Origin of the sequence: Actinoplanes sp. NPDC049118 (genome assembly GCF_040648555.1) — a bacterium.
Taxonomy (GTDB): Bacteria; Actinomycetota; Actinomycetes; order Mycobacteriales; family Micromonosporaceae; genus Actinoplanes.
Genome location: NZ_JBEZDY010000007.1, coordinates 35,582 through 60,847, shown reverse-complemented (window position 1 = coordinate 60,847; position 25,266 = coordinate 35,582). Strand labels below are relative to the sequence as shown.

Genomic DNA, 25,266 nt, shown 5'->3' with positions numbered 1-25,266 from the left:
GGGGCGTTTCGTGCCGGGTATGCCGCTGCGCGGGGACCCGGGTCAGTTCTTCGGGATGTCGAAGAGCTTCGCGACCTGGGCCGCCAGGCCGAGGTCGCCCTTCGCCTTGATCTTGCCCGTCATGAACATCATCATCGGGTTGCCGTCGCCCGTCACGACCTTTAGGAACGTCACCGGCTCCATGGTCATGCTGAGCTTCGGCTCACGGGCCGGCTGGTTCGTGACCGTGCAGGCGCCGTTCTCGATCACCGTTTCGTAGCTGTCCGTGCTGTCGCCCGGGCCGCCCGTGATGATCCAGTGGATGACGGCCTGCGTCGCCCCGGCGCGGTCCGCGCGGAACAGCGTGGGCATCCGGTTGAACACCTCGTCGAGGATCTTGTTCCGGTTCTCGGCGCTCATCACCTCGGCGAGCTTCGAGTCCGGAGTGGACTTGACGAGCTGTGCGAACTCCTTGGGACCGATCGTGGCGAACGACTCGGGGCTGAAATCAGTCATCGGTGGACCTTTCGGGATGAGCGCCAGACCTACTCGCGAGTAACCCTAGCGATAACCGCGTCAACTTGCAGTGTCTCAACCCCCGAACACCCGGTGGACAGTGAGCCCCGTCGCTGTCAGACTCCCCAACATGTCTTTGGGAGATACGCCGGAGCGTCGCCAGGCCGCGCTGCGGGCAATGGCCCACCCGGTCCGGCTGCGGATGCTGTCGTTGCTGACGAGCGCGCCGCTCACCGCCGCCGACGTCGCCCGCGAGCTCGGGCTGACCCACGCCAACGCCAGCTACCACCTGCGCAACCTGCTCGCCGCCGGCCTGATCGTGCAGGCCGGCGAGGAACACATCCGCGGTGGTGTCGCCAAGCGCTACCGCTACGACGCGGATCGCGGCCGCGACCACGAGCCCTCCCTCGGCGAGCGCGGCGCGGACTCCCAGCGCGCCCTGTTCGCGGCGGTGGCCAACGAGCTGGTCCGCCGCACCGCGGAGGCCGACTGGAACGTCGGCGGCTCGATGGTCGACGCCGAGCTGTGGGTCGACCCGGAGGTCTGGCGGGAGGTCCGTGACCGGATCGCCCAGGCCGCCCGCGACCTGCACGACGCGGCGAGGCCGCCGCGCACCCCGGGCACGGTCCGCACCAGCTCCACCATCGCTATGTTCCGCATGGCGGAGTCATGAGCGAGGCGGGTTTGGCGCCGCTGCGGCTCGTGCCTTTCCGGTTCCTGCTCGCCGGGCGCACGATCAACGCCCTCGGTAACTCGATCGCGCCCATCGCCCTGGCCTTCGCGGTCCTCGACCTGACCGGCTCGCCGCGCGACCTCGGCCTGGTCGTCGGCGCCCGGATGCTGGTCAACGTCGTGTTCCTGCTCTTCGGCGGCGCCCTGGCCGACCGGGTGCCGAAGCACCTGCTGATGGTCGGCGCGAGCGTCGCGGCGGCGATCACCCAGGCGGCGGTTGCCGCGCTGGTCCTCTCCGGTGCGGCCACGGTCGGGCTGCTGATCGCCCTGTCCGCGGCCAACGGCATGGCCGGCGCGCTGGCCATGCCGGCCTCGTCGGCGATCGTGCCGCAGCTCGTCCCGGACGGCATCCGCCAGCAGGCGAACGCCCTGAACCGCCTCTTCCTCAACGGCGCGGTCATCATCGGTGCACCGGTCGGCGGCGTGATCGTCGCGACCGCCGGCCCGGGCTGGGGCATCGCGATCGACGCCGCCGCCTTCGCCGTCTCGGCGGTCGTCTTCGCCCTGCTCCGCGTGCCGTCCGCGGCCACCGCGCCGGACGCCGGCGCCGCGGCCACCGCACGCAGCGGCATCTTCACGGATCTACGGGCCGGCTGGACCGAGTTCCGGAGCCGTACCTGGCTGTGGGTCGTCGTCGCCGGATTCAGCGTCATCAACGCGGCCCTCAGCGGTGGGATCAGCGTGCTCGGTCCCGTGGTCGCCGACGACACCGTCGGCCGCCGGGCCTGGGGTCTCGTGCTCGCGGCGCAGACCGTCGGCATGGTGCTCGGCGCCGTCCTCGCCATGCGGATCCGGGTGAGCCGGCTGCTCTTCGTCGGCGTGCTCTGCACCGCGTTCGAGGTGCTGCCGGTGCTCACCCTCGGTGCCGTGCCGCACCTCGGGCTGCTGCTCGGCGCCGCCTTCCTGGCGGGTGCCGGCATCGAACAGTTCAGCGTCGCGTGGGAGACGACGATGCAGGAGCACATCCCCGCCGACAGGCTCGCGCGCGTCTACTCGTACGACATGGTCGGTTCCTTCGTCGCGATCCCCGTCGGGCAGGTCGCCGCCGGGCCGATCGCCGAGGTCGCCGGCGTCGAGTCGACGCTCGTCGGGGCGGCCGCACTCATCGCGCTCTCCGTCGCCGGGATGCTGAGCAGTCGTTCCGTGCGTAACCTGCGGCACCGTCTCCCGACGAGCAGTCAGGGCGCCGAACGGACCATGGAAGAATCGGCGGCGTGAGCATCCCGAACGTCCTCGCCAGCCGATACGCGTCCGCCGACCTCGTCGACCTCTGGTCGCCGGAGGAGAAGATCCGGATGGAGCGCCGGCTGTGGCTCGCGGTCCTGCGGGCACAGCGGGACCTCGGCGTCGCGCTGCCGGACGGCGTGGTCGAGGCGTACGAGGCCGTGGTCGACGACGTCGATCTCGAGAGCATCGCCCGGCGCGAGCGGGTCACCCGGCACGACGTGAAGGCGCGCATCGAGGAGTTCAGCGCGCTGGCCGGGCACGAGCACATTCACAAGGGCATGACCTCCCGCGACCTCACCGAGAACGTCGAGCAGCTGCAGATCCGGGCCTCGCTGGAGCTGGTACGCAGCCGCATCGTCACCACGCTCGCCCGGCTCACCGAGCGGGCGCTCGAGTACAGCGACCTGGTGCTGACCGGCCGCTCGCACAACGTCGCGGCACAGGCGACCACGCTGGGCAAGCGGTTCGCGAGCGCCGCCGAGGAGCTGCTCATCGCGTACGAGCGGCTGGACGATCTGATCGGGCGCTACCCCCTGCGTGGCATCAAGGGACCGGTCGGCACGGCCGCCGACCAGCTCGACCTGCTCGACGGTGACGCGACGAAGCTGGCCGAGCTGGAGCGCAAGGTTGCGGCGCATCTTGGCTTCGAGCGAGTGCTGACCAGCGTCGGCCAGGTCTATCCGCGGTCGCTGGACTTCGATGTGGTCTCGGCGCTGGCGCAGGTCGTCGCGGCGCCGTCGTCGCTGGCCACCACGATCCGGCTGATGGTCGGCCAGGAGCTGGCCACCGAGGGCTTCAAGCCGGGCCAGGTCGGCTCGTCGGCGATGCCGCACAAGATGAACACGCGCTCGTCGGAGCGGGTCAACGGCCTCGCGGTGATCGTCCGCGGTTACCTGTCGATGGTCGGCGAGCTGGCCGGCGACCAGTGGAACGAGGGCGACGTCTCCTGCTCGGTGGTCCGCCGGGTGGCCCTGCCGGACGCCTTCTTCGCCACCGACGGCCTGTTCCAGACCTTCCTCACCGTGCTCGACGAGTTCGGGGCCTACCCGGCGGTGACCGCCCGCGAGCTGGATCGCTTCCTGCCCTTCCTCACCACCACGAAGCTGCTGGTCGCGGCGGTACGCAAGGGTGTCGGCCGCGAGCTGGCGCACGAGGTCATCAAGGAACACGCGGTGGCGGTGGCGCTGGCGATGCGCGAGAAGGGCATCGCGGAGAACGACCTCTTCGACCGTCTGGCGGCGGACGGCCGGCTGCGGCTGACCCGTGCGGAGATCGACGCCCTGGTGGCGGACCGGGCGGCCTTCGTTGGCGCGGCGCCGGCACAGGTGCAGGCGGTGGCGGAGCGGGTGGCGGCGATCGTCGCGGCCCACCCGGAGGCGGCGAAGTACGCGCCGGCGCCGATCCTGTAGCGGATCGCGCCGTCGGGGCGCGGCGGAGCTTCCATCGCGCCGCACCCCGACGGAGAACTCAAACGCCCGCGGTCGAGGTGATCCACGCCCGGTTGTAGGCGACGCTGCCGTAGTACTGCCGGCTCTGGCCGTCCGCGGTCGACGCCACGCCCACCTGGGCGCCGTTGTAGACCTCCGGGCCGCCGGAGTCGCCGCGCCACGCGTTGCCGGTGATCGCCGTCGACGCGATCGCGCGGCCGCCGTACGCGTCGGTGCCGTTGGTGGAGGTCACCTGGACGCTCGCGGTCTTCAGCGTCGTCGAGGCGCCGCACCCGCTGTAGCAGGTCTGGCCCCAGCCGTAGAGCGAGTTCGTCGAGCCGACGGGCGGGTACGCGCTGGACAGAGGCATGTAGGTCGTCGAGACGGCGCTGCTCAGCCGCATCAGGGCGAGGTCGTAGCGGGTCGTGGTCGAGCTCACCGTGCGGGTCACGCCGCCCGAGGTGCGGTTGACGCTGCCGACCCGGACGGACATCGTGCCGCTGATGCAGTGCCGGGCGGTGAGCACGTAGTTCGCCGAGATGATCGTGCCCGAGCAGGTGAAGCTGCCGTTGCTGAACACGGCGGCGGCCCAGGGCGCCGAGGCGACGGTGCTGCCGCCGATGATGGGGTCCGGTCCGGCTTCCACCGCGTTCGCGGCGGCGGGGACGGCCAGGATGCCGGTCAGGGCGGTAGCCAGAGAGGCGACGACGATGCGGATGCGCACGTCGGGCTCCTTCCGAAGGTCTGTCGATGCGGGGGATTCATCGAACTGTGTCGACCGAACGCTAGGTTTGGCCGCGTCCCGCGACAAGACTCCAGTTCACACATATCACCGTGTGATGACGTATGTGACCGAACGTGGTCACCCGGGGCCACGCCGTGACGTACCCGGTGGCCGAGATCACGGTCGAGATTCCCTGCTCAGCGCCCCTGGCGTCGGCCTGCCGACACCGGCCGATGGGTCGCGCGCGAGCCGTACAGGGTAGGCTGTGGCCGCTCGCCCCTTAGAGGGCCACCCAACTGCGCACCTACACAGTCAGGAGTGCCCGTGGCTCGCGTCGTCGTCGACGTCATGCTCAAGCCGGAGATCCTCGATCCGCAGGGCCAGGCAGTCGCCAACGCGCTGCCGCGGCTCGGTGTCAGCGACATCTCCTCTGTACGCATCGGACGCCGGATCGAGATCGAGTTCGCTGGTGAACCCGACCTCGACACCGCTCGGGAGATCGCCGACAAGCTGCTCGCCAACCCGGTCATCGAGGACTTCTCGATCCGGGTCGACGAGGCTGCCGGTGACGCCGCTCAGATGAGCGCGTGACCATGCGGATCGGAGTCGTCACCTTCCCGGGTTCGCTCGACGACGGCGACGCGGCCCGTGCCGTGCGGATCGCCGGCGGCGAGTCCGTGCGCCTCTGGCACGGCGACCCGGATCTGCACGGCGTCGATGCCGTGATCCTGCCCGGCGGCTTCTCGTACGGCGACGCGCTGCGCTGCGGCGCCATCGCCCGGTTCGCCCCGGTCATGGAGACCATCGCTGACGCCGCCCGCGGCGGCCTGCCCGTGCTCGGCATCTGCAACGGCTTCCAGATTCTCTGCGAGGCACACCTGCTGCCGGGCGCGCTCACCCGCAACCAGCACCTGCACTTCCGCAACCGCGATCAGCACCTGCGCATCGACACGGCGTCGACGGCGTGGACGAACGCGTTCACCGGGGGACAGGAGATCCTGATCCCGGTGAAGAACGGCGAAGGCTGCTTCGTGGCGGACAAGCGCACCCTCGACGAGCTCGAGGGCGAGGGCCGGGTCGTCGCCCGCTACACGCGCGGCAACCCGAACGGTTCGCAGCGTGACATCGCCGCGATCACCAACGCGGCCGGCAACGTGGTCGGCATCATGCCGCATCCGGAACACGCGGTGGAGGCGCTGACCGGCCCGTCGCTCGACGGCCTCGGCTTCTTCACCTCCGCCCTGCGGCACCTGGCCGGGACGGCCGCGGGCGGGCAGCTCACAGGGGGAGCCCAGCGATGACCACCCAGCACGACACGGCGACCAGCGGCGCTGCGGCGCCGCGGGGGGTACCGAACCAACCGCCGGCGGCGTCCGGCCAGCCGGCCAAGCCGACCGGCTTCGCCGCCACCGACGTGCTGGTCAACCAGTTCGACGGGGGTCCCGACACCGTCGAGCGGGCGCTGAACACGGGCGATGAGCTCCAGCCGCACACCGAGCTCGGCCTCAAGGACGACGAGTACGACCGGATCCGCCAGATCCTCGGCCGCCGCCCGACGGCCTCCGAGCTGGCGATGTATTCGATCATGTGGAGCGAGCACTGCTCCTACAAGTCGAGCAAGGTGCACCTGCGCCAGTTCGGCGAGAAGGCACCGAAGAACACCCGGATGCTCGCGGGCATCGGCGAGAACGCCGGCGTCGTGCAGATCTCCGACGAGCTCGCGGTCACCTTCAAGGTCGAGTCGCACAACCACCCGAGCTTCGTCGAGCCCTACCAGGGCGCGGCCACGGGCATCGGCGGCATCGTCCGCGACATTCTCGCCATGGGCGCCCGCCCGGTCGCCGTGATGGACCCGCTGCGCTTCGGTGCCGCGGACCACCCGGACACCGCGCGCGTGCTGCCCGGCGTGATCGCCGGCATCGGCGGCTACGGCAACTGCCTGGGCTTGCCCAACATCGGCGGCGAGATCGTCTTCGACCCCTGCTACCAGGGCAACCCGCTGATCAACGCGCTGAGCATCGGCGTACTGCCGGTCGAGCGCCTGCAGCGCAAGGAGGCGGCGGGCGTCGGCAACGTCGTCGTCCTGATGGGCGCGCGGACCGGCCGCGACGGCATCGGCGGCGTCTCCGTCCTCGCCTCCGCGACCTTCGACGAGGGCGCCGAGCAGCGCCGCCCGTCGGTGCAGGTCGGCGACCCGTTCATGGAGAAGCTGCTCATCGAGAGCTGCCTCGAGCTGTACGACGCGGGCCTGGTCGTCGGCATCCAGGACCTCGGCGGCGCCGGCCTGACCTGCGCGCTCACCGAGACCGCGGCCGCCGCGGGCACTGGCATGCGGGTCTACCTGGAGCGCGTGCCGCTGCGTGAGGCCTCGATGTCGCCGACCGAGATCCTGGCCAGCGAGTCGCAGGAGCGCATGCTCCTGATCGTCGCGCCGGAGAAGCTCGGCGAGGTGCTCAAGGTCGCCGAGAAGTGGGGCGTCTGGGCCACCAACATCGGCGAGGTCACCCCCAGCGAGACCGACGGCCAGCCCGGCCGCCTGGTGATCAGCTGGAACGACCACGTGGTCGTGGACGTGCCGCCCGGCTCGCTCGCCGACGACGGCCCGGTCTACGCCCGGCCGATCCGCGAGCCCGCCGACCTGATCCTGCTCCAGGCCGACCGCGCGGAGACGCTGCCGCGTCCTTCCACCCCGGACGAGCTGCGCGCGACGGTGCTGCGGATGATCGCGTCGCCGAACCTGTGCGACAAGAGCTGGGTCACCGAGCAGTACGACCGGTACGTGCTCGGCAACACCGTGCTCGCACAGCCCGAGGACGCCGGCGTGCTGCGCATCGACGAGCGCACCGGGCTCGGCGTCGCGCTCTCCGTCGACGGCAACGGCCGGTACGCCCGGCTCGACCCGTACGAGGGCGCGAGGCTCGCGCTGGCCGAGGCGTACCGCAACGTCGCCGTCACCGGTGCCGACCCGGTCGCCGTGACCGACTGCCTGAACTTCGGCTCGCCCGAGGACCCGGCGGTCATGTGGCAGTTCGCCGAGGCGGTACGCGGCCTCGCCGACGGCTGCCAGCAGCTCGGCATCCCGGTCACCGGCGGCAACGTCAGCTTCTACAACCAGACCGGTGCGGCCGCGATCCACCCGACCCCGGTGGTCGGCGTGCTCGGCATCTTCGCCGACGTGGCGCGGCGCGTTCCGATGGGCTTCCCGCCGCCGGCCGGCGACGGCGACCTGCTCTTCCTGCTGGGCGACACCAGGTGCGAGCTGTCCGGCTCCGAGTGGGCGTGGGTCACCCACGGTCACCTGGGCGGGCGCCCGCCGAAGGTCGACCTGGCGCAGGAGCAGGCGCTGGGCCGGCTGATGGCCCAGGCGGCCGAGCGCGAGCACGTCGTCGCGGCGCACGACCTCTCCGACGGCGGCCTCGCCCAGGTGCTTGTCGAGTCCTGCCTGCGGCACAACGTCGGCGCCCGGATCGCGCTTCCCGATCACGACGCGACCACCACGCCGTTCGTCTGGCTGTTCAGCGAGTCGGCGGGTCGTGCGCTGGTGGCGGTGCCTCGCGGCCACGACAAGGCCTTCGTGGCGCTCGCGGCGGAGCACAACATCGCCTGCGTGCAGATCGGCGTCACCGCCGCGGAGCCCGTCCTCGAGGTGCAGAACGAGTTCTCGATCGGGCTCGACGAGCTGCGCGAGGCCTTCACGGCGACGCTGCGCAACCTGTTCGGCGGCCCGGCCGAGACAACTGTCGTTCCCCCGGCCGCGCCGGTTCAGCCGGCCGTCGAGGCCGGTGGCGCGGCGGCGAAGGTAGCCGAGGGCGCCGGTCCGTCGGTCACGCTGGAGATCAGCGAGCCGGCCGCCGCCCAGCCCGCGACGGCCCCGCCCCCGGCGACCGCGCCGCAGGAGACCGCCGGCCCGGCGGCCGAGGCCGGGGAGGTGCCGGGTGGCCCGATCACTCCGGAGCCGGTGGCCGAGGCGGAGTGGCCCGAGTCGAAGCCGGCCGAGCCGGAGCCCGACAAGCCCGAGAGCAAGGCCTGACAGCAGAACCACCAGCGCGCCACGGCGGGGCACAGCCCCGGCCGTGGCGCTCTGCTTTGCGGGCTCGCAACCCCCACGCCGCCCGCGGGACCGCGGTTCCGCCCTCACGGCCGTCGGCTCGGCATCGCGAGTCACCCCGTCGGCGGCCCGGTATCCCGGGTCTATCCCGTCGGCGGCCCGGCATCGCGGGTCCATCCTGTTGGCGGCCCGGTATCCCGGGTCCATCCTGTTGGCGGCCCGGTATCCCGGGTCCATCCTGTTGGCGGCCCGGTATCCCGGGTCCATCCTGTCGGCGGGGCATCGCGGGTCCACCCCGAGGGCGCAGGAAAAAGCCGGCCCCGTCAGAAGACGGGGCCGGCTTCGGTGATCCGGTGGGTCAGTCGTCCATCCAGTCGAGAGGACGTCGCTGACCCGGGTGCGTCGCCTCCGGCGGCGGTCCGCCGCGGCGGCCGCCCTGCTGCTCCGCGCCGTAGTAGCCACCCTGGTCGGCGCCGTAGCCGCCCTGGCCGCCGTAGTTGCCGCCCGGAGGCTGCTGACCCCGGGCGCCGGCCTGCGGGTCGTAGCCCTCCGGCGGTCCGTACGCAGCCCGGGGGTCGTAGCCGCCCTGCTCGGCGCCGTAGCCGCCGGCCTGGTCGTAGCCGCCGCCGCCCGCGGGGGCGCCGTAGTTGCCGCCACCGTAGGCCTGACCGCCCTGGCCGCCGCCGTAGGCGCCGCCGGCGGGCGGGCCGTACGCGTTGCCGTTGTCGACCGCGCCACCCTGGCCGTCCCACGAGCCGTAGCCGCCACCCTGATCGACGGGCTCGGCGGGAGCGCCGTAGGCGCCGCCGGCGTAGCCGTTGCCGCCCTGGTAGGCCCCGCCGCGGGCCGGGCCCTGGCCGGCGTAGTCGTCGCCGGCCTGGTCGTAGCCGCCGTTCTGGCCGTACGCCGGCTCCGCGCCGCCGTAGCCGCCCTGGTCGGCATAGCCGGCCTCCGGCGGGTAGCCGGCGGGCTCCGGCCGGTACATGCCGGTCGGCTCGTCGTAGCGCTGCTGCTGTGGCTGCGGCTGCGGGTCGTAGCCATCCTGGGGAGCGCCGTAAGGCGCCGCCTGGCCGTAGCCGTCCGCCTGGTCGTAGCCGCCCTGCGGGGCGCCGTAGCCGTTGGCGCCGTAGGCGTCGCCGGCCTGCTCCGCGTAGCCGCCGCTCTGCGCCGGCACCGGGGCGCCGCCGTACTGGGTGGCGGTGCCGTAGGCCTCGCCGCCGGGCGCCGCACCGGCCGCGCCCCAGCCACCGGGCGCGTTGTAGCCGCCGCCCTGCGGCATCGGCGCGCCGTAGGGGTCCGGGAACTCGTCGACGACAGGTGGCGTCCGGTGGATCATCGTCGGGGCGTCCGCGATGGACGGTGCGCCCGAACGCGGAGCGATCATCGTGGCGTCGTTGGGGTGGGCGCCCATCGGAGCACCGGCCAGCCGGGTCTCGCCGGCGCCGGGGTACCGGCCACCGCCGCCGGCCGGCGGCACCGTGCCGGCGGGGCCGTCCGCGTCGTCCGTGCCGTCCGGCTCCTCGCCGGACTTGCGGCGCATCAGGACCAACACGATCGCGCCGATGCCGGCCGCCACGAGCAGGCCGCCGAGGATGATGAAGAGCATCGAACCGGAGCCCTCGTCCGTACCCGAGGTCGGCGTCTGGTCGGTCGCCGCGGCGGTCTCGTCGTCGGTGACGTCGGTCGCGTCCTCGCTGGCCTCATCGGTCGGCACGGTGCTCGCACTGGCCGACGCCGACGGGCTGACGGACGGCGACGCGCCCGCCTTCAGCTTGATGGTGAGCGGGACGGTGACCGACTTGCCGGCTCCGCCCTGCGCGTTCACCGAGGCGACGTCGTAGCCGCCCTTCGTAGCGGCCACCGACAGCGCGCCGACCGCGATCGGATCGCTGTCGGAGCCGGTGAAGGAGTAGCCGCCGTCACCGTTGGTGGTGGTGTCGTACTGGTGGTTCTGGCTGTCGCGCAGGCCGACCAGCGCGCCCGGGACGGCCTTGCCGTCCTGGTCCTTCACCTTGCCGCTGACCTGGCGCACGGTCTGCGGCTTGTCCGGGCCGCGCACGGTGACGTTGCGGCTGACGCTGCCGCTGCCGCTCTCGTCACCGAACTGCGCATTGATCTGGATCTGGACGTTCTTGGTCTGACCCGGGTCCACGGCGCCGGCCTTCAGCCTGGCCGTGTACTGCTGCGTGCTGCCGGCTGCGAACGTCTCTTCGAAGTCGCACTTTCCGGAGCAGGTCATGCCGTTGGCGCTGACCACCACCGAGACGAGCCCGGCCTCGGCGTTTCCATTGGTCACCGTGTAGGCGATCGTGGTTTCCCCGCCCGAGGGGATGTCGCGTGGCGACAGTGAGGCCACGGCTACGTTCGGTGCATCTGCCAGCGCGGCTGAGGGCGCGGCGACGAGAACGCCACCGATCAGTGCCAGGAACGCACCGGCCTGGAGAGCCCTGGCTCGTAGGTGCGTTGTCACGTCCACCGCCTTCCGGGTCGCACGGTCACCGGGCTGCCTTCGATCTGCCCTAGGATCCCGCGACGAGTACACACCGTCGGCCACTATGCCCTGTCACACGACGTCAGCGCGACCCAGGGCCGCCCGGTTCTTATCCGAAGCCGGGTCGTATTGTCCCGACGTGTCTCCTGCGCACAATAAATCCGAGTCCGTGACCGACGCGTTGGACGCGCTGGATCGGGGCGTCGAACCCGACCGCACGATGCTGCGCGACGCTGTCCGAGCGCTGTTGGCCGAGTTGGCGCGGACCGCGCCGGGCCGATCGGTGGAGGTCCGTATTCCACCTTTCGGTGCGATTCAGTGCGTGGCCGGGCCGCGTCACACCCGAGGGACTCCGCCCAATGTGGTCGAGACCGATCCGATGACCTGGCTTCTGGTCGCCACCGGGCGCCTGGCCTGGGCCGATGCGGTGGCGTCCGGCCGGGTGCAGGCCAGCGGAATACGCACAGATCTGGCTCCGTACCTCCCTGTGCACCGGAGTTGAGCGGTCTCCGGCTCGCGTACACTGGGCGGTCGGAAGAGACCAGCAAGTCCGAGCAGATCAGCATGAGGGAGCAAGCGCGTGCCCCGAGGCGACGGCCGGTTGACCGACGATCTCGACCCCCAGGACCGCGGACCCCGGGATGCCTGCGGCGTCTTCGGGGTCTGGGCGCCCGAAGAAGAGGTCGCGAAACTTACCTATTTCGGGCTTTTCGCACTTCAGCACCGGGGTCAGGAGGCGGCGGGCATCGCCGTCAGCGACGGCTCCGGCGTGGTCGTCTATAAGGATCTTGGTCTGGTCTCGCAGGTTTTCGACGAGCCCACCCTGGCCAGCCTGCGCGGACACCTGGCCATCGGTCACACCCGTTACTCGACCACCGGCGGCTCGAACTGGGAGAACGCCCAGCCGACGATCCGGGCCACCACCGCCGGCACGACGATCGCGCTGGCGCACAACGGCAACCTGGTCAACACCGCCGAGCTCGCCCGTGAGGTCGCCGAGCGCGGGCTCGAGGCCGACATGGGCACCTCCGACACCGCGCTGGTGACGACGCTGCTGGCCAGCCGCCCCGACCTGTCGGTGGAAGCCGCGGCGGTCGAGGTGCTCCCGCGGCTGCGCGGCGCGTTCAGCTTCGTCTTCATGGACGAGGGCACGCTCTATGCCGCCCGTGACGCGCAGGGCGTCCGCCCGCTGGTCCTGGGCCGGATGGAGCGCGGCTGGGCCGTGGCCAGCGAGACCGCCGCCCTCGACATCGTCGGCGCGAGCTTCGTCCGCGAGGTCGAGCCCGGAGAGATCATCGCGATAGACGAGCACGGGCTGCGCTCGACCCGCTTCGCGGCGCCGGAGCCGAAGGGCTGCCTCTTCGAGTACGTGTATCTCGCCCGCCCGGACACCACGATCGCCGGCCGCAACATCTACTCGGCCCGCGTCGAGGTCGGCCGCAAGCTGGCCAAGGAGCACCCGGTCGAGGCCGACCTGGTCATCGGCGTGCCGGAGTCGGGCATTCCGGCCGCGATCGGCTACGCCGAGGCCTCCGGAATCCCGTACAGCGCCGGCTTCATGAAGAACGCCTACGTCGGCCGCACCTTCATCCAGCCCTCGCAGACGATCCGCCAGCTCGGGATCCGGCTGAAGCTGAACCCGCTGCGCGAGGTCGTGCGCGGCAAGCGGATCGTCGTGATCGACGACTCGATCGTGCGGGGCAACACCCAGCGGGCCCAGATCCGGATGCTGCGCGAGGCCGGCGCCCTCGAGGTGCACGTGCGCATCTCGTCGCCGCCGGTGAAGTGGCCGTGTTTCTACGGCATCGACTTCGCGACCCGGGCCGAGCTGATCGCCAACGGCCTCGAGATCGACGGCATCCGGCGCTCGATCGGCGCCGACTCGCTCGGCTACGTTTCGCTGGACGGTCTGGTCCAGGCGACCGAGCAGCCGAAGACGCGGCTCTGCATGGCCTGCTTCGATGGGCAGTATCCGATCGAACTGCCGGCGGGTCACCTGATCGGCAAGCACCTGCTCGAGGGTGTCGGCAAGCGCGCCGCCATGCCCGACGCCACTGTTGCGGCCACCGGTGCTGCGGTGGGCGGGCTCGAGCAGGATCATGATGACGAGCAGTACGCCGAGGACGAGCGGGAGACCGCGAAGCCCCTGGTGGGCAGCCCGGGCGGCGCCGACGCTCTGCGTCGCCCGTAGTTTCCAGGCCGCTCACCGGAACCACCAGCACCACCCGAGACGTCGTAGACCGCGGCACCGACAGTTGCAACCGCGTGGGGTAACCGCGCACTAAGGGGAGAACCGTGACGCACGTGTCCGAGCGCAACAGTGCCGGATCCAACGGTGCTGAAGGCGCCGACCACCAGCCGTGGTCGGCGGGTGCCGGCCGGAGCGGACGCAAGCGCACGGTGACGTACGCGGACGCCGGTGTCTCGATCGACGCCGGTGAGCGCGCGGTCGAGCTGCTGAAGTCCAAGGTCAAGCGGACCACCCGCCCCGAGGTCATGGGTGACCTGGGCGGCTTCGCCGGCCTCTTCAAGCTCAACACCCAGAAATACAAGAGCCCGATCCTGGCCTCGTCGACCGACGGCGTGGGCACCAAGCTGGTGATCGCCCAGCAGCTCAACATCCACGACACGATCGGCATCGACCTGGTCGCCATGGTCGTCGACGACCTGGTCGCCTGCGGTGCCGAGCCGCTCTTCCTGCTCGACTACATCGCCTGCGGCGAGGTCGTGCCGGACAAGGTGGCCGAGATCGGCGCGGGCATCGCGGACGGCTGCCGCTACGCCGGCTGCGCCCTGCTGGGCGGCGAGACCGCCGAGCACCCCGGCGTGCTGCGTCCTGACGAGTACGACGTCTCGGCGACCGGCGTCGGCGTGGTCGAGGAGAGCGAGATCCTCGGCGCCCACCGGGTCGAGATCGGTGACGCCGTCATCGCCATGCGCTCGTCCGGCCTGCACTCCAACGGCTACTCGCTGGTGCGCCACGTGCTGCTCGGCGCGGGCCGGATGCGCCTGGACACGGTGGTGGAGGACTTCGGCAGGCAGCGCACCCTCGGCGAGGAGCTGCTGACGCCGACCAAGATCTATGCGAAGGACTGCCTCGGCCTGATCGAGGAGACCGACGTCCGCGCGTTCTCGCACGTCACGGGCGGCGGCATCCCCGGCAACCTGGTCCGGATCCTGCCGGAGCACGCCGACGCGGTCGTGGACCGTTCGTCGTGGCGCCCGCAGTCGATCTTCGACCTGATCCAGGCCAAGGGCCGGATCGAGGACACCGAGATGGAAGCCACGTTCAACATGGGCGTCGGCATGTTCGCGATCGTCTCCTCGGACGATGCCGACCGGGCGATGGCCTACCTGACCGGCCGCGGCGTCGAGGCCTGGCAGGTCGGCGAGGTCATCGAGGGCACCGGTCAGGTGCAGATGGTCGGCCAGTACACCCGAGGCTGAAGTCTTCCCGTGCCTGGTATGAAATGATCCGCGCGTGTCGATGTGTCGGCACGCGCGGATCATTTTTTCAACAGAAGGGTGGACGACGGCACCTAGCCTGACGACGAACGGGGGTGTACCAGCGGTGGCACAGCTGTGGAGTGGGATGCGGGGCATCGCGCCGGTACCCACCTATGTCGTCATGCAGCCCACCACCCTCTGCAACCTCGACTGCTCCTACTGCTACCTGCCGTTCCGGCAGGTGGACCGGAAGATGTCCGTCGAGGTCGCGCAGGCCGTCGCCGCGTCCGTGAACCCCTGGTCGCGTACGGGAAGGTTCTCGGTGGTCTGGCACGGGGGCGAGCCGCTCGCCGCGGGCCGCGACCATTTCGCGGCCCTGCTGGCGCCCTTCGCCGCCGACGTGGAGCACCACGTGCAGACCAACGCGACGCTTATCGACGACGACTGGTGCGAGTTCCTCGCCCGGCGGCAGATCCGGGTCAGCGTGAGCGTGGACGGGCCGGAGGCGCGCAACGGCGACCGGGTCACCCGCGGCGACCGGCCCGCCTACGACCGGATCGTGCGCGGCATTGACGCCCTGCGCCGGCACGAGATCCCGTTCTCCGCGCTCTGCGTGGTCGGGCGGCCGGAGCCGGGCCTGGCCACCGAGCTGTACGAATACTTCCTCGAGCTCGGCTGCGACGTCCTCGGCATCAACGTCGAGGAGCTCGAGGGGGTCAACAAGCGCGACAACCGGCATCCCGAGGGCGACGTGACGGCCTTCTGGGCCGAGCTGGTCGGTGCCTGGCGCCGCGACCCCCGGATCCACCTGCGCGAGATCGAGTGGTCGCTGCGGTACGCGGCCGCGGCCCTCGACGGCACCGCCGACGAGGTGCTGCCCCGCCGCCTGGACCCGATCCCGACGGTCGCGCACGACGGCAGTGTGGTGTTGCTCTCACCCGAGCTGGCCGGCTTCGACGACCCCCGTTACGGGGACTTCTCCAGCGGCAACGTGCTGACGACCCCACTCGGTGACATCCTGGCCCGGGCCACGGAGACGCCCTGGATCCGCGAGTTCCTCGACGGCGTCGAGTCCTGTCGTACCCAGTGCCCGTACTTCGGTTTCTGCGGTGGCGCGCACGCCGCCAACCGCTACTTCGAACACGGCCGGTTCGACGTCACGGAGACCGACCACTGCCGAAACAGCAAGATTCGCCTACTGGAGGGAGTGCTGGACCATGCCCGAGATCACGAGCCCACGGCCGTCTGACCGCGTGGAGACGGATCCCGTGACGGCACGGCTGCACCAGACCCGGACCGGGCTGGCCGCGCTCATCGAGGAGGCGGAGGAGGCTCGGCAGAGGCGCGCGGAGTCCACGACGAAGGACGGCTCGGCGGTTTGCGCCTGGAACCACTTCGAGAACATCCCGACCTTCTACAACTGGAACAACCGCCCCCGCTGAGGGTGCGGCTCATGAAGCCCACGCGGTGTTCACCGCGTGGGCTTCATAGTCCCGTCGGAATGACCACGGAATGACCACGACACACGGGAGCACGCGGTAAGCCGCGTGCTCTGTGCAATACGGGTCAGCGCCTCGTAGGCGACCAGGGGTCCTGGTCGTCGTCCGCGTCGTCCTCGTCATCGTCGTCGACGAACTGATCATCGTCGTCGTTGAAATGATGGTCGGACTTACCACCGGCACCCGCCAGTTCGCGCTGCAAGGCGGTGAGGTCGGTGTTCGGGGAGTGGTACTTCAACTCCCGGGCCACCTTCGTCTGCTTGGCCTTAGCACGGCCGCGCCCCATGGCTCGACCCCCTCGCACAGAATTCGGGGCAGCCCGAAGGCGGGCCCCGATGACGTCAGGCATCTCTCGTGGGTCTTACGGTACATGGACGATGCCTGCTTCGGCACCTCGGGTTGCGTGTACCACCATCGCGCGTCCTCGCTTGTCACAGACCCGACGCGCGATGGTGTACAAACCGCGCAACCTTCCAGGGGCTCAGCTCAGGAAGATGCTCCGGAGCCGGCCTACCTCCGCCATGCGGCGCTCGGCGAGCCGGTCGGCGGCGACCGCCGGCGGCACGCCCTCGTCGTCGGCGAGGCGCAGGATCTGCCCGGTGGTGTCGAAGATCCGGGTCGCCCGCAGCTTGGCCCGCTCGAAGTTGAAGCCCTCGATCTCGTCGGCCACCTGGATCACGCCGCCGGCGTTGACCACATAGTCGGGTGTGTAGAGGATGCCGCGCTCCTCGAGGAGCTTCTCGATGCCGGAGTGCGCCAGCTGGTTGTTGGCGCCGCCGGTCACGATCTTGGCGCGCAGGGCGGACACGGTGTCGTCGTTCAGCGCACCGCCGAGCGCGCAGGGCGCGTACACCTCGATGTCGCTGGTGATCAGGGTCTGGGTGTCTGCGACGAGGTCGATCTGCGGGTACGTGGTGCGGGCCCACTCGAGCGCGGCCTCGTTGACGTCGGTGGCGACCACCGAGGCGCCGTCCTCGATCAGGTGACCAGCCAGGTACTTGCCGACCTTGCCCAGCCCGGCGATGCCGACCCGGCGCCCGGCCAGGGTCGGTGTGCCCCAGGTGTGCTCGGCCGCGGCGCGCATGCCCTGGAAGACGCCCCACGCGGTCAGGATCGACGAGTCGCCCGCGCCGCCGTACTCGAGGCTGCGGCCGGTCACGTAGCTGGTCTCGCGGGCGATGACGTCCATGTCCGGCACGTAGGTGCCGACGTCACAGGCGGTGTAGTAGCGGCCGCGGAGCGATTCCACGAAGCGTCCGTAGGCCCGCAGCAGCCCCTCGGTCTTGATCTGGCCCGGGTCGCCCCAGATGACGGCCTTGCCGCCGCCGAGGTCGAGTCCGGCCAGCGCGTTCTTGTACGCCATCCCGCGGGAGAGGTTGAGGACGTCGGCGAGCGCCGCCTCCTCGCTCTCGTACGGATAGAACCGGGTGCCGCCCAGCGCGGGCCCGAGGGCCGTGGAGTAGATACCGATGATCGCCTTCAGGCCGGTGTGCCGGTCCTGGCAGAAGACGACCTGCTCGTGCCCGGCGGCATCGGTGCCGTCGCTGCTTACGAACACGCCCATGACTGCTCACTCCTACAGGTGTGTGGGTGCGGCCCTTGTGGGGCCTGGCTGCCTGCTCCGGCGGGGTGTGCCGGACATCAGCGAGCCTAGCCGCGTATGGGGCACTCCGATTGGCCCCGTGCCGCGAGTCAATCCCGGGCGATTTCGTGAAAGGATCGCGCCGTGCCGTCACTGTTCGCGTCGTACCTGCGGGTTTACGAACCGCTGACCGCCTTCGACCGGGACCGCCAGGTTTTTTGGCGCCGTTATGCGCGGGAGGGTCGCGCGCTGGGCCCGGTGGAGGGACCGGTCCGGCAGCGCACCGCCGTGCTGGAGGCGCTGGGCGCGGGCTGGACCCGCCTGCCCGACCTGCCCGACGAGGCGTACGTGCTGGAGTGGGGCGACACGCTGCTGGTCTGCCCCTGGAACCTGCGCCTGCGAGTGGCTGAGGCCGCGCTCAATGCCCGCGACGGCGTTCCCAGCGTGCTGGCCGACGCCTTCGTGCCGCCGGTGCTGGCCGGCCAGGCCAAGGCCATCGTGGAGGACTGGCGCAGCGGGGCGAAGGTGCTGGAGCACGGCGTGCCCCGGGTGCACGAGCAGATCGCGACCTGGGGCGTGCCGCTGCGCTGGTTCGTCTTCGTGGATCTGGACGAACGGGAGATCAACCTGACCGGCGGCAAGCGCGCGCTGCGCTACCGGACGGAGATCTCCAAGGCCCGGCGCCGGGCGCACCGGGCGGTCTCGGTGCTGCGCAAGTCGCTGGGTGATGCCCCGATCACGGACGCCGTCGAGGAGGGCACCCGGTGGCTGGAGGAGTTCCACCCGCGATCGGTCGTCGAGCTGGACTACGGCGGCCTGACCGGTCTGCTCGGGGAGGACGCCCTGGCGGAGGACGATTCACCCGGCCTGGTGGCGGCGGGACTTTCGGCACTCTCCCGGGGTGACGCCGACTCGGCGACGGAGGCCTACGAGAAGCTCGTCGCGCGGTGGCGCGCGGTCCAGCTTCTCGAGCGCTGCAACTGATCGACACATGTAACGCTGTGACCAGGGAAAATCGGACGAACGGGTATGGAACCCGTCACGAGAGAGCGCTCTCTAGGCGAACACTCCTCGTAATCGCTGACCCGCGAAGCGTGATAATCGGTCCAAACAAGACGCTTTCTGGCGTAGAAAACAGGTAAAAATCGGGCATGCTTCAACCGTCTATCTAGGGACGTTCGGCCGTTCGGCCCATGTCGGACATCGGGGACTAGCCGGACCATGAGAGACGCACCGGCCGGCGGGACCCCGGCCGATGTCTTTAGGTACCTGTGGAGGAGTGACCGATGGCATCGCGTACGCATGATCCTGAGCCGCTACTCACGCCGGCCGAGGTGGCATCGATGTTCCGTGTCGACCCGAAAACCGTCACCCGGTGGGCCAAGGCGGGCAAGCTCAGTGCAATTCGCACCCTGGGCGGGCACCGTCGCTACCGTGAGTCGGAGGTTCGTGCCCTGCTGCAGGGGCAGATTCCCACGCAGCGTCAGGGCGACTGAAACGAACCGCGGTCGGCCGAGAGATCGATAGTTGGGGCGAATGCCGTAAGGCAGTCGCCCCTCCTTCGTCTTGTCAGGCGGCCGGTTCTGCGGAGACGAGGACGGCCACCGTGCCGTCCGCGCCGCGGCGGAGCCGGCTGCCGAACAGGGTGAGCCGGGCGATCAGGCCGTACTTGCGCTTGAGGCCCTCCCCGACCCGGCGAAGGTCCGCGGCGTCGCCGATCCGCGCCCGCGCCTCGATCGGCTCGCCCGTGGCGTTGCCACGCAGGTCGCAGGGCGCCACGGTGACGCGGCCGCTGTTGCGGATCCGCTTGAGCTTGCCCGCGTCGGTCGGTGTCCAGAACGCCAGCCCGGACCCGTCGGGCACCGCCCAGAGCGGGGTCGGCACCGCCCGGCCGTCGCGGCGGAACGTCGTCAGAAGGACGTACTTCTCGGAACCGAGTTGCTCCAGCGTCGCCATGGATCAAGAGTAGTGACAATGGATCAACCGCTGCTGGGTGACGTGTTCGGGGAGATGATCCGCGACGCGTACGCGGTGCGTACCGGGATCGGACCGCGGCCGCTGGCCGGTGGGCGGGTGCCCCGGCCGGTCATCGAGGTGATCGAGCGCGACGACGGGCTGATCAACGGCGCCCCCGCCGACCACTACCTGGCCGAGCCGGACGAGTGGCAGCCGCACGACCACCGCGCGCTGCGGCTCGTCCGCGGCGCTGTGCTCGACGTCGGCGTCGGCGCCGGGCGTACCGCGCTGGAACTGCAGAAGCGCGGCATGGCCGTCACCGGGCTGGACACCTCGGCCGGCGCGATCGAGGTGGCCCGCAAGCGCGGGCTGCGGGACACGGTGCTCAACACCGTCGACGCCTACGCCCGTTCGGCGGCCCGCTACGACACGTTTCTGCTGCTGGGAAACAACCTCGGGCTGATCGAGGGTCCCGAACGCGCACCGGACTTCCTCGCCGCGCTCGCGCGCCTGTCCCGCCCGGGTGCGCAGATCATCGCGCAGGGCACCGATCCGTACGGGACCACCGACCCGGTGCACGTCGCCTACCAGCGCCGCAACGCCGAGCGGGGTCGGCTCGGCGGACAACTGCGGCTGCGGCTTCGGTACCGGCTGCTGGCGACCGAGTGGTTCGACTACCTGAACTGCTCGGTGGACGAGTTGGAGAAGCTGCTCGAGGGCACCCGGTGGCGGCTCAAGTCGGTCGACACCGCCGATCGGCCTTACTACCTTGCGGTCATGGAGCTGTACGCATGACCGCGCTGACCCCGGAGCAGGTTCGGCTCAGCAAGCGCATGTCGCTCGTGCTACGCCACCGGCCCGAGGCGGCCGGCCTCGCCCTGGACGCGAACGGCTGGGTGCCGGTCGCCGAACTGCTCACCGCGCTGAAGATCTCCCGCGCCGACCTGGATGCCGTGGTCGCGGGCAACGACAAGGCCCGATTCGCCGTCGCGGCGGACCCGGGCGGCGTCGAACGGATCCGCGCCAGCCAGGGGCACTCCCGCCGGGTGAACGTCGACCTCGAGCTGCCCGTCGTCGAACCGCCGGCCACGCTGTTCCACGGCACGCCCCGCGCCAACCTCGGCTCGATCATGAAGGACGGGCTCCGGCCGCGGAGCCGCGACCACGTACATCTGTCGCCCGACGTCCCGACGGCCCTGACCGTCGGTCGCCGTCGGTCCCCCGACGTGGTGGTTCTCGAGGTGGCGGCGGGCGCGATGGCCCGGGCCGGGTACTCCTTCCACCGCAGCGACAACGGGGTCTGGCTCACCTCCGCGGTTCCGCCGGGTTTGTTGCACGAACGTTTGGAGTAAACGGACAAAACGTTCTATGCCGAGAGTACGCACGAATGGGCCGTTAGCGTATTGGGATGGGGTGGGTTACTCGGCGTCAGCTGACGAACCTCCTCGGTGCGCTCAGCCTCGTCGCGGCCCTCGCCGGCATCGCCTTCGGGCTGCCCGCATTCGACCGCGCGCTGCCCGCCGAACGGCCGGTGCCGAGCGACCGCCCGTACGTGATCGGCGGCGGCGTGACCGTAGTTCCGCCGCCCGGCGCACGCATCGACGTCACCGAGACCCGGCCCACCCAGGACGCCGGCACGGTGCTGTTCCGGATCGGCCCGGTCCGATATTTGATCACCGTCCGCCGGTTCGACGGCGATCTGGGCGCCGCGGCGATCCGGCTCCGCCAGCGGATCACCGGCACGTCCGGCTACCAGGTCACCGGCACGGAGCTGACCGTCGCCACCGGCACCGGCCTGGCCGGTCTGCAGGGCGGCTACACCGCACCCGGCCGCGGCGGCAGGTACGCGGTCTTCGTGGCCGACGGCCGCACGATCGAGGTCACCGTCAGCGGCGCCGACCTGGACCTCGGCCGGATCCTGCCCGCGATCGACGCCAGCACCAAGACGCTGCGGTACGACCCGGAGGCCGCGCAATGACGGCCGAGCCCCGGCTGCGCAGCGCCAGGAGTGCACCCGTGCAGCCGGGGTACGCGCCGGGGGAGGGGCTGATGCGACTGCCCGCGTTCTGGGTCGTGCTCGCCCTGCTCGTGGCCGGCGGCGTCCGGATGACGATGATCGCCGGACGGTTCGCCGCCACGTATCCGCTGGCGACCGCGACCGCGGCCGCACTCTTCGCGCTGCTCGCCGTACCGTTCTGGCTGGTCGTCAACGAGCTCGACTTCCTCGAGCGGGAGCCGCCCGCCCTGCTGGTGCTGGCCTTCGCCTGGGGTGGCCTGGTGGCCACCACCGTGTCCCTTCCGGGCAGCGCGGCCCTCGACGACCTCATCGCGAAGCTGGGCTCGCCGCACCTCGCGGCCGACTGGGGAGCCGCGCTGGCGGGACCGACCGTCGAGGAGATCGCCAAGACCCTCGGCGTCGTCGCGATCGTGCTCATCGCCCGCGCGCAGGTGAACAGCGTGCTCGACGGCGTCGTCTACGGCGCGATGGTCGGCCTGGGATTCCAGATCGTCGAAGACATCGTGTACGCGCTCGGCGCGGTCGCCCTGGCCGGCCGCGGCGACCACGTCGAACCGGTGATCACGACGTTCCTGCTCCGCGGCTTCCTCTCCGGGGTGTGGAGCCACACGCTCTTCGGCGCGCTGGCCGGCGCGGGCATCGGCTACCTGGTCGTCCGCGCGGACCGCGGCTGGCGGACCCGGCTCGGCGTCGCCATGCTCGCCGTCCTCGGCGCCTGGGCCTCGCACGTGCTCTGGAACTCGCCGCTCTTCCGCGACGGCCTCGGCAACGGCGCGCTGGCGCTGCTCGCGGTGCTGGTCTTCAAGGGCCTGCCGCCGCTGCTGCTGATCATGGTGCTGGTGCGGGCCGCACACGACCGCGAGGCGGACTACTACGCCGATCAACTGGCCAAGCTCGACGACCCCGAACTGATCACGCCGGACGAGCTCGAGGTCCTCAAGTCGGGCTCCCGCCGGGCGACCGCGCGCTGGCACGCCCGCACCCGGGCCGGCCTTCGGGCCCGGTCAGCCGTACGGCGGCTGCAACGCGCGCAGGCCCGGCTCGCGGTCGAGCTCAGCCGCGGCACCACCGACCTCGGCCGCTGGTGTCACGAGGTACGCCGGCAGCGCCGCATCCTCGTCGGGCTCGGCCACCCGGAGGCGACCGCGCCGGCGGGCAAGGGCCCGTGGCGGCGTACCGCGTCGACGGTCTTCACCACGGCCCTCGCCATCGCCGTGCTCTGGGCCGCCATCAGCACGCTGGGCGGCGGGTAGGACGGGTCAGACCTTCGGGGGCAGCCCGCCGTCGCCGTCGACGACCGCGTCCGGGGTGCCGTCCTCGTCCAGGTCGACCATCGTGATGTCGACCTTGCCGTCGCCGTCGGTGTCGAACTGGAACAGGTCGGCCTTGCCGTCGCCGTCGGTGTCGGAAACCCAGACGTCCGGCCTGCCGTCGCCGTTGGTGTCGCTCGTCAGCAGGTCGACGCGGTCGTCGCCGCGGGTCTCGACGATCTCCTGTGGCTCGCTCATGGCTTTGTCTCCTCGGTGATGCGCCGGAGGGCGGTCCTGCCCAACCTAGGGCTCGGGCCGCCCCCTCGCGACCCGAGACCGAGATCGAACCTAGAGATCCGCCGCGCGTGATTGCTCCCGGGAACGTGCCAGCCGGGTGTGACAGAAGTCGCTGGCCCCTGCGCAACCCACCGGTAACGTTGCCCGACATGAGTACAGCGGCGGACGGCTTGCAGAGGCTATTCGGCAGTGCGGGCGGCGGTTCGCTCGGCGAGCGGATGGGCATCGAGATCACCGAGGCGACCCCGGAGCGGGTCGTCGCCACGATGCCGGTCGAAGGCAACACCCAGCCGTACGGTCTGCTGCACGGCGGCGCGTCGTGCGTGCTCGCGGAGACGCTGGGCTCGGTCGGTGCGGTGATGCACGGCGCGACCGTCGACCGGCCGTTCGCCGTCGGCGTCGACATCAACGCCACCCATCACAAGGGGGTCCGCTCCGGCGTCATCACCGGCGTCGCGACGCCCGTGCACCGGGGCCGCACGGCGGTGACCTACGAGATCGTCATCACCGACGAGGACGGCGACCGGGTCTGCACGGCACGGATCACCTGCCTACTCAGGGGCGTCTGAGCGGCGTTTCTTGACGGATCCGCGTACCTTTTCCACGTGACGGAAATACCACAGCACGCATTCGACGACGCGACGCAGGTGCTGCACTGCGCGCTCAGCGGCGACAGCGACGCTGTGGTGGGCACCTTCGACGCCGTGGTCGACCGCTCCGGGGTCGTGGGGGCGTACGACGTGGCCTGGTGTCTCGCAGCGACGATGGTGGGACAGAACGTGCCCAAGGGCGGCGCCTGGACCCTCGACTTCCCCGGGATCGACGACGCGCGGTATGACAAGCGCTGGGTCGCGCGGTTCGTCAGCGCGTACGTGAACGGTGACATCTTCACCGGTGAGGCGCTGTTCGGCGCGGCCATCGCCGACGGCCAGCTCCCGGACTGCCTACTCGCCCTCGCGGGCTCGACCGTCGCCACCCTGCGGCACCGGGCGGCCTGACCGGGTGACGGAAGATCCGCTGCTCGCCCGGGTCCGCAAGCTGCTGGCCAAGGCCGAGAATCCCGCCTGCACTCCGGCGGAGGCCGAGGCGTTCACCGCGAAGGCGGCGCAGCTCATCGCCAAGTACGGCGTCGACCAGGCGCTGCTGGCGGGCGCCGATCCCGCCATGGACCCGGTCGGGGACAAGGTGGTGACGATCGAGGCGCCGTACGCCCGGGACAAGGCCGGGTTGCTCGGAGCCGTCGCCGTCACGCTGCGCTCGCGGGTCGTCTACCTGGAGCGCCGCGGCACGGCGCGGATCCATCTCTTCGGCCACGTCGCCGACCTGGAACGGATCGAGTTGCTCTTCACGTCCCTGCTCGTGCAGGCCGCGCACGGGCTGGCCGCGGCGCAGGTGCCGAGCTTCGACCATCCGGCCGCGTTCCGGCGTTCCTGGCTGTGGGGTTTCACCGAGGCGATCCGGGCCCGGCTGACCGAGGCGGAGCGGGAGGCGGCCGCGGACGTGCCGGGCGCCGAACTCGTCCTGGTCGACCGCACCGACCAGGTGGATCGAAAGCGCGACGAGACCTACCCGAAGCTGGCCCGGCTCGGGCCGCGCCGCCTGGCCGGAAGCGGCCGCCGGCTGGGCTACGCGGCCGGCCGGACCGCCTCGCTCGGCGGCACCGGCCTGCCGGCGCGCTAGATCTCGTCGCAGTTCTTCAGGTAGAGCGCCTTGGCGTACTGCGCGGCGGCGGCCTCGTTGTACATGGTCGCCTGCGACATGTACCAGCCGTTGTCCGCCAGCGCCTTCTTCGCCTGGGTCATTCCCGACCAGCGGATGTCGGCATCCACCTCGGACAGACCGCGCGCCTTGAAGTTGCGCCGCATCTGCATCTTGCCCACCCGGAAGTTCTCGGCGGCCTCCTCCGCCTGTCTCATGCAGGAGAAGCCCTTCTCACTCAGGGCCTCCGCCATGTTCCAGGCCGCCTGTTCCTCCACGTTCCTGAACTTCAGCACGTCGTTCCTCCCGTGAACTTTGTTCCCGGTTAGCTGTACGGAACGCGCCGCCGCAGCGCTAGGTCACCACGCAGACTGCA

General features: G+C 71.0%; 28 protein-coding genes. 20 read left to right on the top strand and 8 right to left on the bottom strand.

The features are described 5' to 3' along the window. Positions 1-42: 42 nt before the first annotated feature. Positions 43-495, bottom strand: a complete 453-nt coding sequence (locus tag AB0B58_RS12485) for an SCP2 sterol-binding domain-containing protein (RefSeq protein ID WP_360221993.1) — start codon at positions 493-495, stop codon at positions 43-45. Positions 496-625: 130 nt separating this feature from the next. Here AB0B58_RS12485 and AB0B58_RS12480 point away from each other — a divergent pair, with 130 nt between their 5' ends. The 3 genes from AB0B58_RS12480 to purB are packed head-to-tail and all read left to right on the top strand — an operon-like array spanning position 626 to position 3,863. Further along, positions 626-1,168 (top strand): helix-turn-helix domain-containing protein, encoded by a 543-nt coding sequence (locus AB0B58_RS12480; RefSeq protein ID WP_360221990.1) that lies wholly within the window; start codon positions 626-628, stop codon positions 1,166-1,168. After that, the gene (locus tag AB0B58_RS12475; protein WP_360221987.1) at positions 1,165-2,445 is read left to right on the top strand and encodes an MFS transporter; all 1,281 of its coding nucleotides are present in this window, start codon (positions 1,165-1,167) and stop codon (positions 2,443-2,445) included. Before AB0B58_RS12480 ends, AB0B58_RS12475 begins: the two co-directional genes overlap by 4 nt. Beyond that, positions 2,442-3,863 carry an adenylosuccinate lyase gene (gene purB / locus AB0B58_RS12470; RefSeq protein WP_360221984.1) on the top strand — a complete coding sequence of 474 codons (1,422 nt, stop codon included), beginning with the start codon at positions 2,442-2,444 and terminating at the stop codon, positions 3,861-3,863. Before AB0B58_RS12475 ends, purB begins: the two co-directional genes overlap by 4 nt. 58 nt (positions 3,864-3,921) lie before the next feature. Here purB and AB0B58_RS12465 read toward each other — a convergent pair whose 3' ends face one another. Next, positions 3,922-4,605: a trypsin-like serine protease gene (locus tag AB0B58_RS12465; protein WP_360221981.1), complete on the bottom strand. Its 684-nt coding sequence runs from the start codon at positions 4,603-4,605 to the stop codon at positions 3,922-3,924. 324 nt (positions 4,606-4,929) lie between these two features. Between AB0B58_RS12465 and purS the strand changes: the two genes are divergently transcribed. The 3 genes from purS to purL are packed head-to-tail and all read left to right on the top strand — an operon-like array spanning position 4,930 to position 8,635. Beyond that, a complete protein-coding gene (gene purS / locus AB0B58_RS12460; protein WP_184998200.1) occupies positions 4,930-5,196 on the top strand; it encodes a phosphoribosylformylglycinamidine synthase subunit PurS in 267 nt (88 codons plus the stop codon). Then, complete coding sequence (purQ, locus tag AB0B58_RS12455; RefSeq protein ID WP_360221977.1) at positions 5,193-5,906, top strand: phosphoribosylformylglycinamidine synthase subunit PurQ; 714 nt, start codon at positions 5,193-5,195, stop codon at positions 5,904-5,906. The genes purS and purQ overlap by 4 nt, the downstream gene beginning before the upstream one ends. Beyond that, positions 5,903-8,635, top strand: a complete 2,733-nt coding sequence (gene purL / locus AB0B58_RS12450; protein ID WP_360221974.1) for a phosphoribosylformylglycinamidine synthase subunit PurL — start codon at positions 5,903-5,905, stop codon at positions 8,633-8,635. Before purQ ends, purL begins: the two co-directional genes overlap by 4 nt. Before the next feature lie 376 nt (positions 8,636-9,011). On the opposite strand, the gene AB0B58_RS12445 is transcribed toward purL, so the two are convergent. After that, entirely contained in the window at positions 9,012-10,949 is a 1,938-nt protein-coding gene (locus tag AB0B58_RS12445) for a carboxypeptidase-like regulatory domain-containing protein (protein WP_360221971.1), read from the bottom strand. Positions 10,950-11,364: 415 nt separating this feature from the next. On the opposite strand from AB0B58_RS12445, the gene AB0B58_RS12440 reads away from it, so the two are divergent. The 5 genes from AB0B58_RS12440 (at position 11,365) to amcA (ending at position 16,033) form a co-directional block, all read left to right on the top strand. Continuing rightward, positions 11,365-11,646, top strand: a complete 282-nt coding sequence (locus AB0B58_RS12440) for a sterol carrier family protein (protein ID WP_360222693.1) — start codon at positions 11,365-11,367, stop codon at positions 11,644-11,646. Positions 11,647-11,724: 78 nt separating this feature from the next. Continuing rightward, the gene (gene purF / locus AB0B58_RS12435) at positions 11,725-13,335 is read left to right on the top strand and encodes an amidophosphoribosyltransferase (protein WP_360221968.1); all 1,611 of its coding nucleotides are present in this window, start codon (positions 11,725-11,727) and stop codon (positions 13,333-13,335) included. 104 nt (positions 13,336-13,439) lie between these two features. After that, positions 13,440-14,591, top strand: coding sequence for a phosphoribosylformylglycinamidine cyclo-ligase (gene purM, locus AB0B58_RS12430; protein ID WP_360221965.1), 1,152 nt, complete (start codon positions 13,440-13,442; stop codon positions 14,589-14,591). Positions 14,592-14,736: 145 nt separating this feature from the next. Next, positions 14,737-15,840, top strand: coding sequence for a cyclophane-forming radical SAM peptide maturase AmcB (gene amcB, locus AB0B58_RS12425; RefSeq protein WP_360222690.1), 1,104 nt, complete (start codon positions 14,737-14,739; stop codon positions 15,838-15,840). Then, on the top strand, positions 15,809-16,033 hold the full coding sequence (gene amcA / locus AB0B58_RS12420) for a multiple cyclophane-containing RiPP AmcA (protein ID WP_360221962.1): 225 nt from the start codon (positions 15,809-15,811) through the stop codon (positions 16,031-16,033). The genes amcB and amcA overlap by 32 nt, the downstream gene beginning before the upstream one ends. Before the next feature lie 124 nt (positions 16,034-16,157). Here the strand turns inward: amcA and AB0B58_RS12415 are convergent, their stop codons facing one another. Continuing rightward, complete coding sequence (locus AB0B58_RS12415) at positions 16,158-16,376, bottom strand: DUF3073 domain-containing protein (protein WP_184998193.1); 219 nt, start codon at positions 16,374-16,376, stop codon at positions 16,158-16,160. A gap of 195 nt (positions 16,377-16,571) precedes the next feature. Beyond that, the gene (locus AB0B58_RS12410; protein ID WP_360221957.1) at positions 16,572-17,654 is read right to left on the bottom strand and encodes a Glu/Leu/Phe/Val dehydrogenase dimerization domain-containing protein; all 1,083 of its coding nucleotides are present in this window, start codon (positions 17,652-17,654) and stop codon (positions 16,572-16,574) included. A gap of 162 nt (positions 17,655-17,816) precedes the next feature. Between AB0B58_RS12410 and AB0B58_RS12405 the strand changes: the two genes are divergently transcribed. Both AB0B58_RS12405 and AB0B58_RS12400 read left to right on the top strand, forming a co-directional pair. Further along, positions 17,817-18,656, top strand: a complete 840-nt coding sequence (locus AB0B58_RS12405; RefSeq protein WP_360221954.1) for a hypothetical protein — start codon at positions 17,817-17,819, stop codon at positions 18,654-18,656. A 302-nt stretch (positions 18,657-18,958) separates the two neighbouring features. Beyond that, positions 18,959-19,168, top strand: coding sequence for a BldC family transcriptional regulator (locus AB0B58_RS12400; RefSeq protein WP_014687221.1), 210 nt, complete (start codon positions 18,959-18,961; stop codon positions 19,166-19,168). A 73-nt stretch (positions 19,169-19,241) separates the two neighbouring features. Here the strand turns inward: AB0B58_RS12400 and AB0B58_RS12395 are convergent, their stop codons facing one another. Next, positions 19,242-19,628: a PPOX class F420-dependent oxidoreductase gene (locus tag AB0B58_RS12395; protein ID WP_360221951.1), complete on the bottom strand. Its 387-nt coding sequence runs from the start codon at positions 19,626-19,628 to the stop codon at positions 19,242-19,244. Between the two features lie 18 nt (positions 19,629-19,646). Here AB0B58_RS12395 and AB0B58_RS12390 point away from each other — a divergent pair, with 18 nt between their 5' ends. Genes AB0B58_RS12390 through AB0B58_RS12375 form a run of 4 tightly spaced genes read left to right on the top strand, consistent with a single transcriptional unit; the run spans position 19,647 to position 22,898 of the window. Beyond that, positions 19,647-20,423, top strand: coding sequence for a methyltransferase domain-containing protein (locus AB0B58_RS12390; protein ID WP_360221948.1), 777 nt, complete (start codon positions 19,647-19,649; stop codon positions 20,421-20,423). Further along, entirely contained in the window at positions 20,420-20,980 is a 561-nt protein-coding gene (locus tag AB0B58_RS12385; RefSeq protein WP_360221945.1) for an RNA 2'-phosphotransferase, read from the top strand. Before AB0B58_RS12390 ends, AB0B58_RS12385 begins: the two co-directional genes overlap by 4 nt. A 56-nt stretch (positions 20,981-21,036) precedes the next feature. After that, positions 21,037-21,606, top strand: coding sequence for a hypothetical protein (locus AB0B58_RS12380; protein ID WP_360221942.1), 570 nt, complete (start codon positions 21,037-21,039; stop codon positions 21,604-21,606). Beyond that, entirely contained in the window at positions 21,603-22,898 is a 1,296-nt protein-coding gene (locus tag AB0B58_RS12375; RefSeq protein ID WP_360221939.1) for a PrsW family intramembrane metalloprotease, read from the top strand. The genes AB0B58_RS12380 and AB0B58_RS12375 overlap by 4 nt, the downstream gene beginning before the upstream one ends. 6 nt (positions 22,899-22,904) lie before the next feature. Here AB0B58_RS12375 and AB0B58_RS12370 read toward each other — a convergent pair whose 3' ends face one another. Continuing rightward, positions 22,905-23,153: a hypothetical protein gene (locus tag AB0B58_RS12370; protein WP_360221936.1), complete on the bottom strand. Its 249-nt coding sequence runs from the start codon at positions 23,151-23,153 to the stop codon at positions 22,905-22,907. Between the two features lie 188 nt (positions 23,154-23,341). On the opposite strand from AB0B58_RS12370, the gene AB0B58_RS12365 reads away from it, so the two are divergent. From AB0B58_RS12365 to AB0B58_RS12355, 3 genes are read left to right on the top strand one after another with little or no spacing between them, the layout of a single operon-like run. Next, positions 23,342-23,761, top strand: coding sequence for a hotdog fold thioesterase (locus AB0B58_RS12365; RefSeq protein WP_360221933.1), 420 nt, complete (start codon positions 23,342-23,344; stop codon positions 23,759-23,761). 36 nt (positions 23,762-23,797) lie between these two features. Continuing rightward, a complete protein-coding gene (locus AB0B58_RS12360) occupies positions 23,798-24,190 on the top strand; it encodes a hypothetical protein (RefSeq protein ID WP_354727123.1) in 393 nt (130 codons plus the stop codon). A gap of 4 nt (positions 24,191-24,194) precedes the next feature. Further along, positions 24,195-24,872, top strand: coding sequence for a DUF2786 domain-containing protein (locus tag AB0B58_RS12355; RefSeq protein WP_360221930.1), 678 nt, complete (start codon positions 24,195-24,197; stop codon positions 24,870-24,872). Here the strand turns inward: AB0B58_RS12355 and AB0B58_RS12350 are convergent. Beyond that, entirely contained in the window at positions 24,869-25,186 is a 318-nt protein-coding gene (locus tag AB0B58_RS12350) for a hypothetical protein (protein ID WP_360221928.1), read from the bottom strand. The genes AB0B58_RS12355 and AB0B58_RS12350 overlap by 4 nt on opposite strands. Positions 25,187-25,266: the final 80 nt, after the last annotated feature.